Below are 5,000 nucleotides of genomic sequence, written 5' to 3'. Positions count from 1 at the left end.
AACCCCCACGCACGAGGCGCTAGATCCTAAGTCTAGTGCGTCTGCCAATTCCGCCACGCCCGCATATTTGGCGAGCCACCGGGGAATCGAACCCCGGACACCAAGATTAAAAGTCTTGTGCTCTGCCGACTGAGCTAGTGGCTCACACAACGTTTAATATAATAACATGTTTATATTAGCTTGTCAATATTTTAATATTTCCCTTTTATCCCTCTTTATTCTATAAAATCCTTTAGCTTATCTACACTAATTATTTTTATTCTATCCCTTTCAAAGTCTATTGCACCAGATTCTTTTAATTTTGCAAGGGCTCTTGTAAATGTCTCCCTTGTAAGTCCAACCATGCTTGCCATTTCTTGTCTTGATAAATTAGTATCAATTTCAAGTCCATCATAAAGCTTTGAATGTTTTTTAAGATTAAATCCATAAGAAGCATCGCCGTTTTACCATAAGCATCCCTTAGGGCTAAATTTTCTATCTTTTTGAAACCATCTGAAGCCTTTTTCCCATAGCCTTTATTATTCCTATAGATATTTTAGGATATTCCTCAAGAAGTTTTTCAAAATCCTTTATTTTAATCAATAAAGCCTCGATATCCTCATAGGCCTCTGCACTGGCGGGATATTTATTTAATCCAAATAAACATGATTCTGCAAAAACCTCTCCTTCAGGCAATATATTTATTATATGTTCCCTTCCATCTTGTCCTGTTTTAAAAATCTTAACCTTCCCCTTTTTAATAAAATATACCGCCTCTGCCTCCTCCCCCTCCATAAAGATAAGACTTCCTTTTTGATATCTTCTTTCATTAATTAAAGATGCTATTCTTTCTAGGGAGCCTTCATCCAAATCAGAAAATATGGCAATCTTTTTAAGAAAGTGTTCTCCACAATTTTACCCCTCAGGTTTAAAACTATTTCCTTAAATCTATTTCCTCTTTCTTCAAAATTTTTAAACATGTCAAAGCTAGCACAGGCAGGAGATAAAGTAACTATATCCCCATATTCAGCAACCTCATAGGCCTTCTCTACAGCCTCTTCAAGGGAATTCGTCTCTATAATATCAACCCTTTTTCCTGTTTTATTCATCACATCTAAAAATGCTGATTTTATTTTATCCTTCGTCATTCCTAAAAGAATTAAAGTTTTTATTTTATCTATACCTTTCTCAGCAAGGGGCTCAAAGGGAACGTTTTTATCATATCCTCCCGCTATTAAAATAACCTTTCTGTCAAAGGAATTAAGTCCTGCTAAAGTTCTTGTTGGACTTGATGCGATAGAGTCATTATAAAACTTGACTCCATTTATTTCCCTTACAAACTCGATTCTATGGGCAACCCCACCAAAATTCATTGCAACATATCTCATGTTTTCAATTGAAACAAAACCATATACAGCAGCAAATGCTGTCAAAAGATTTTCTATGTTATGCATCCCTAAAAGCCTAACCTCATCCTTATGGCATATGAATTCATCGTTAACATAAAGTTTTCCATTATCATAATAGGAAAAGGCCTTTTCCTTCATGCTAAAGAATCTTATCTCTCCCTTAACCTCATCCCTCATAGAATAAGTTATTTCATTATCTTTATTTAAAATAGTTATGCCTCTTTCATTTTGATGTAAAAATATATTTTTCTTAGAATTTACATACTCCTCCATATCCTTATGATAATCAAGGTGATTTGGACTTAAATTGGTTATAACAGAAACTATTGGAGATACATCAAAATCCATAAGTTGAAAGCTTGAGAGCTCCAATACAACATAATCATCCTCTTTAATTTCTTCTATTTTCTCAAACAAAGGAATACCTATATTTCCACCAAGAAATACGTTATACCCTTGCTTTTTAGCATTTCATAAATTAAGGTGGTGGTTGTTGTTTTACCGTCACTTCCCGTAATTCCAAAAATCTTACCCTTGCAATATTTAACAAGCTCTCTAATCTCCGATGTAATATATGCTCCTTTTTCATGTGCCTTCATTAAAAATTCATTGGTAGGAAGCAAAGATGGGGTCCTAAAAATTACTTCATACTCATCTATAGTGTTTAGATAATCCTTTCCTAAAACTAATTTTACACCTAATTTTTGAAGCTCTTCTTTTCCTTCAAAATCTTCCTTTTATCAAAGGCAGTAACATCAGCACCATATTCTAAAAGCTTTTTTATAAGTGGTCTGTTGCTTATTCCAACTCCTACAACAGCTACCTTCTTTCCTTTAATAAACTCTTTAAACTTATTAAAATCCATCTATATATACTCCTCTCCTTCTAATACTTTTCTTAACTTTTTTAAATCCTCCAAATAAACATCATATAAACTTCTGTTATAAATTATGCTAGCCGGATGATAAAGAGGGAATACTTTTTATCATCTAAATTTACCAGTTTACCATGATACTCACCAATGCTTGCCTTATCATACAATAATGCTTTAAGTGGGACGTTGCCCAAAGTTACAATAATTTTGGGTTTTATAAACTCTATTTCCTTAATCAAAAACTCCTTTGAAAGTTCTATCTCTTTTTTATTCGGTGCTCTATTTGATAATCTTTGCGTCTTAGCATCTTTCTTTGTCGGCCTAAATTTAACCACATTTGTTATGTATAAATCGTCTCTATTAAGTCCTAATATATTCAAAAACTCATCCAAATTCTTTCCTGCCTGTCCTACAAAGGGTCTTCCAATTTCCTCTTCGAATCTTCCGGGTGCTTCACCTATGAGCATTATCTTGGCATTTTTAGCTCCTTCTCCAAATACCACCTTTTTTCTATTCCTAATTCATCTTTTAATTTCTTAATATATTCTTCTTTTAAAGCATCAATATTAATATCCATATCCTTATACTCCTTTCTAATTTGATTATATCACAAAGATATTCATTCTCAAGAATCACCCTCATATCAAATTGCAAAACAAAATAGGTGGCAATGCCACCTATTGAATTTCTGGAAGATTATCAAGGTTGTTTTCATCCTTGCCATCAGGAAGGCTTCTTAAGTATTTTTCGCCCTTCTTAGACGTTCCAACCCTAACTCCTTCTATTTGACCTTCACTTGCAAGCCTTATACCTTCTTCTTTAGAAACTACCTGACCATTATCAAGTCTATATGCAACTATTTCTCCCTTTTCGTCATGCTTAACTCCTGTAATCCTATGCATAATTATCCCTCCTTGAGTATATTATCCCAAGGAAGATGTATTTTATGCATTTAACCTTTGTAACTCTTCCCTTATCTTTTTAAAATCCTCCCATGCCTCCTTCTTTTTGAAGGATCCCTTAAAAGGGCTGATGGATGATAAGTAGGCATAATTAAAAATTCGCCTTTTTTACCCAAATTCCCCTATCCTTTGTAATTCTAATATTTTTATCTATTATATGCCTTGCGGCCGTTGCTCCAAGACAAACTATTATTTTAGGACGTATTAGTGCAACTTGTTTCCTAAGGTAGGGAATACAATTTATGGCTTCATCATCGTAGGGAACTCTATTGTTTGGAGGTCTACACTTTACTATATTTGCAATATAAACTTCTTCTCTTTTAAGGCCAATTGCTTCTATCATTTTTGTTAAAAGCTGTCCTGCCTTTCCAACAAAGGGCCTTCCTGTTTTATCTTCGTCTTCTCCAGGTCCTTCACCAATAAACATTATCTTAGCATTAGGATTTCCCTCTCCAAATACAACCTTATGTCTTTTACTGCTTAACCTGCATTTTTGCACTGCAATACTATACTTTTAAGTTGATTGAGTTTGTCCTCCATACGTATCACCTAATTTTTTGCTGTATTTATTTTATATATCTGATTTATAGTAACCGATAATAATACTATTGTTCCTCCAAAAATCGTCCAAACTGTAGGCCTTTCATTTAAAACAATTAAAGTCCAAACAGGGTTTAAAATAGGTTCAATAACTGGTATTAAAACAGCTTCAAAGGCATTTATAGATTTTATTGCCCTTGAATAAAGTATATATGGAAGTCCTAATTGTATTGTTCCAAGCAATATAAGCCCAAAAATACTAAATTTATCTGGAACCTTATTAAAACTAAAAGGCAACGCAACTATTCCTGTTAAAATATTTCCAATGATTATTGAATCAATAGGAGATTTATCTTTTTGTTTTCTCATGAAAATTGCAAGTCCGGCAAAGCTTATACCGCTTAATATAGCAAGTAAATTTCCCAACATATTATTAAAGCTTAGTTTTCCAATAAAAACAAAAGCATTCCTATTATCACAAAAAAGAACTAATCCAATCAATCATTAAAATTCTTTCCTTTAAAAGTGCATAACTTAGAAAAGCAACGTATATCGGTGCTGTATATTGAAGCATTATGGCGCTTGCAGCTGTTGTTAGTTTTGTTGCACCTACAAATAAAAATACAGTTAGGGAATAAAATATTGCACAAATTATTTGATCTTTTGAGAAATCAAATTTAAATCTTCTTGTAACCAAAATAATGAATATAGCAGAAATAATACTTCTAAATCCAGCAATAGCAATTGGGTTTAAATTAACAAGTTTAATAAAAACACCACCAAGACTCCAAAGAATAGATGATAAAATAAGAAGAATAATTGCTCCTTTTCTTTCGTTTAAATTTGCACCCATGTTTATCCCCCAAAACTTTGCTACAGTTTAATATTATCATCAAAAACAAAATAAAACAATAACAATATAGAAAAGCGCCTACCACCTAAGCTTTCCTTAAGTGATAGACGCCTTTCATATGTAAAAATGGTGGAGATGAGGAGATTCGAACTCCTGACCCCCTGCTTGCAAGGCAGGTGCTCTCCCAACTGAGCTACACCCCCACAAAATGGTGGGCCTTCAGGGACTCGAACCCCGGACCGACCGGTTATGAGCCGGTTGCTCTAGCCAGCTGAGCTAAAGGCCCTAATTACCCGGCAGTCACCTACTCTCCCAGGCCGTCTCCAGCCTAGTACCATCGGCGTAGGTAGGCTTAACCTTCGTGTTCGGAATGGGAACGGGTG

The 5,000-nt window shown here is 34.2% G+C and carries 6 protein-coding genes, 4 tRNA genes, 1 rRNA gene and 2 pseudogenes (2 of these 13 running past the window's edge); all 13 read right to left on the bottom strand.

Going from position 1 to position 5,000, the window contains the following annotated elements; genetic code table 11:
- Positions 1 to 63, bottom strand: a tRNA-Leu gene (locus PWK10_RS15470) (it extends 21 nt beyond the left edge of the window).
- Between the two features lie 5 nt (positions 64 to 68).
- A tRNA-Lys gene (locus PWK10_RS15465) sits at positions 69 to 144 on the bottom strand.
- A 71-nt stretch (positions 145 to 215) separates the two neighbouring features.
- Positions 216 to 380 (bottom strand): Crp/Fnr family transcriptional regulator, encoded by a 165-nt coding sequence (locus PWK10_RS15460; RefSeq protein WP_274768318.1) that lies wholly within the window; start codon positions 378 to 380, stop codon positions 216 to 218.
- A gap of 94 nt (positions 381 to 474) precedes the next feature.
- Entirely contained in the window at positions 475 to 849 is a 375-nt protein-coding gene (locus PWK10_RS15455; protein WP_274766649.1) for a Crp/Fnr family transcriptional regulator, read from the bottom strand.
- Between the two features lie 53 nt (positions 850 to 902).
- A pseudogene (murD, locus tag PWK10_RS15450) lies at positions 903 to 2,253 on the bottom strand (UDP-N-acetylmuramoyl-L-alanine--D-glutamate ligase); the annotation flags it as partial.
- Between the two features lie 83 nt (positions 2,254 to 2,336).
- Positions 2,337 to 2,765 (bottom strand): uracil-DNA glycosylase, encoded by a 429-nt coding sequence (locus PWK10_RS15445; protein WP_274766648.1) that lies wholly within the window; start codon positions 2,763 to 2,765, stop codon positions 2,337 to 2,339.
- Between the two features lie 174 nt (positions 2,766 to 2,939).
- Complete coding sequence (locus PWK10_RS15440; protein ID WP_008908076.1) at positions 2,940 to 3,164, bottom strand: DUF3892 domain-containing protein; 225 nt, start codon at positions 3,162 to 3,164, stop codon at positions 2,940 to 2,942.
- A 42-nt stretch (positions 3,165 to 3,206) separates the two neighbouring features.
- A pseudogene (locus tag PWK10_RS15435) lies at positions 3,207 to 3,729 on the bottom strand (uracil-DNA glycosylase).
- A gap of 44 nt (positions 3,730 to 3,773) precedes the next feature.
- Positions 3,774 to 4,265: a DMT family transporter gene (locus PWK10_RS15430; RefSeq protein ID WP_274766647.1), complete on the bottom strand. Its 492-nt coding sequence runs from the start codon at positions 4,263 to 4,265 to the stop codon at positions 3,774 to 3,776.
- Positions 4,240 to 4,617: an EamA family transporter gene (locus PWK10_RS15425; protein WP_274766646.1), complete on the bottom strand. Its 378-nt coding sequence runs from the start codon at positions 4,615 to 4,617 to the stop codon at positions 4,240 to 4,242. Before PWK10_RS15425 ends, PWK10_RS15430 begins: the two co-directional genes overlap by 26 nt.
- 127 nt (positions 4,618 to 4,744) lie before the next feature.
- Positions 4,745 to 4,820 (bottom strand) — tRNA-Ala (locus PWK10_RS15420).
- Between the two features lie 6 nt (positions 4,821 to 4,826).
- Positions 4,827 to 4,903, bottom strand: a tRNA-Ile gene (locus tag PWK10_RS15415).
- Positions 4,904 to 4,908: 5 nt separating this feature from the next.
- Positions 4,909 to 5,000: ribosomal RNA gene (rrf, locus tag PWK10_RS15410) — 5S ribosomal RNA — on the bottom strand (it continues 25 nt past the right edge of the window).

The sequence above is a fragment of the Caloramator sp. Dgby_cultured_2 genome (assembly GCF_028872215.1).
Taxonomy (GTDB): domain Bacteria; phylum Bacillota; class Clostridia; order Clostridiales; family Caloramatoraceae; genus Caloramator; species Caloramator australicus.
Note: the sequence above shows the minus strand (reverse complement) of the source record. Positions and strands in the feature narration are given on the sequence as shown.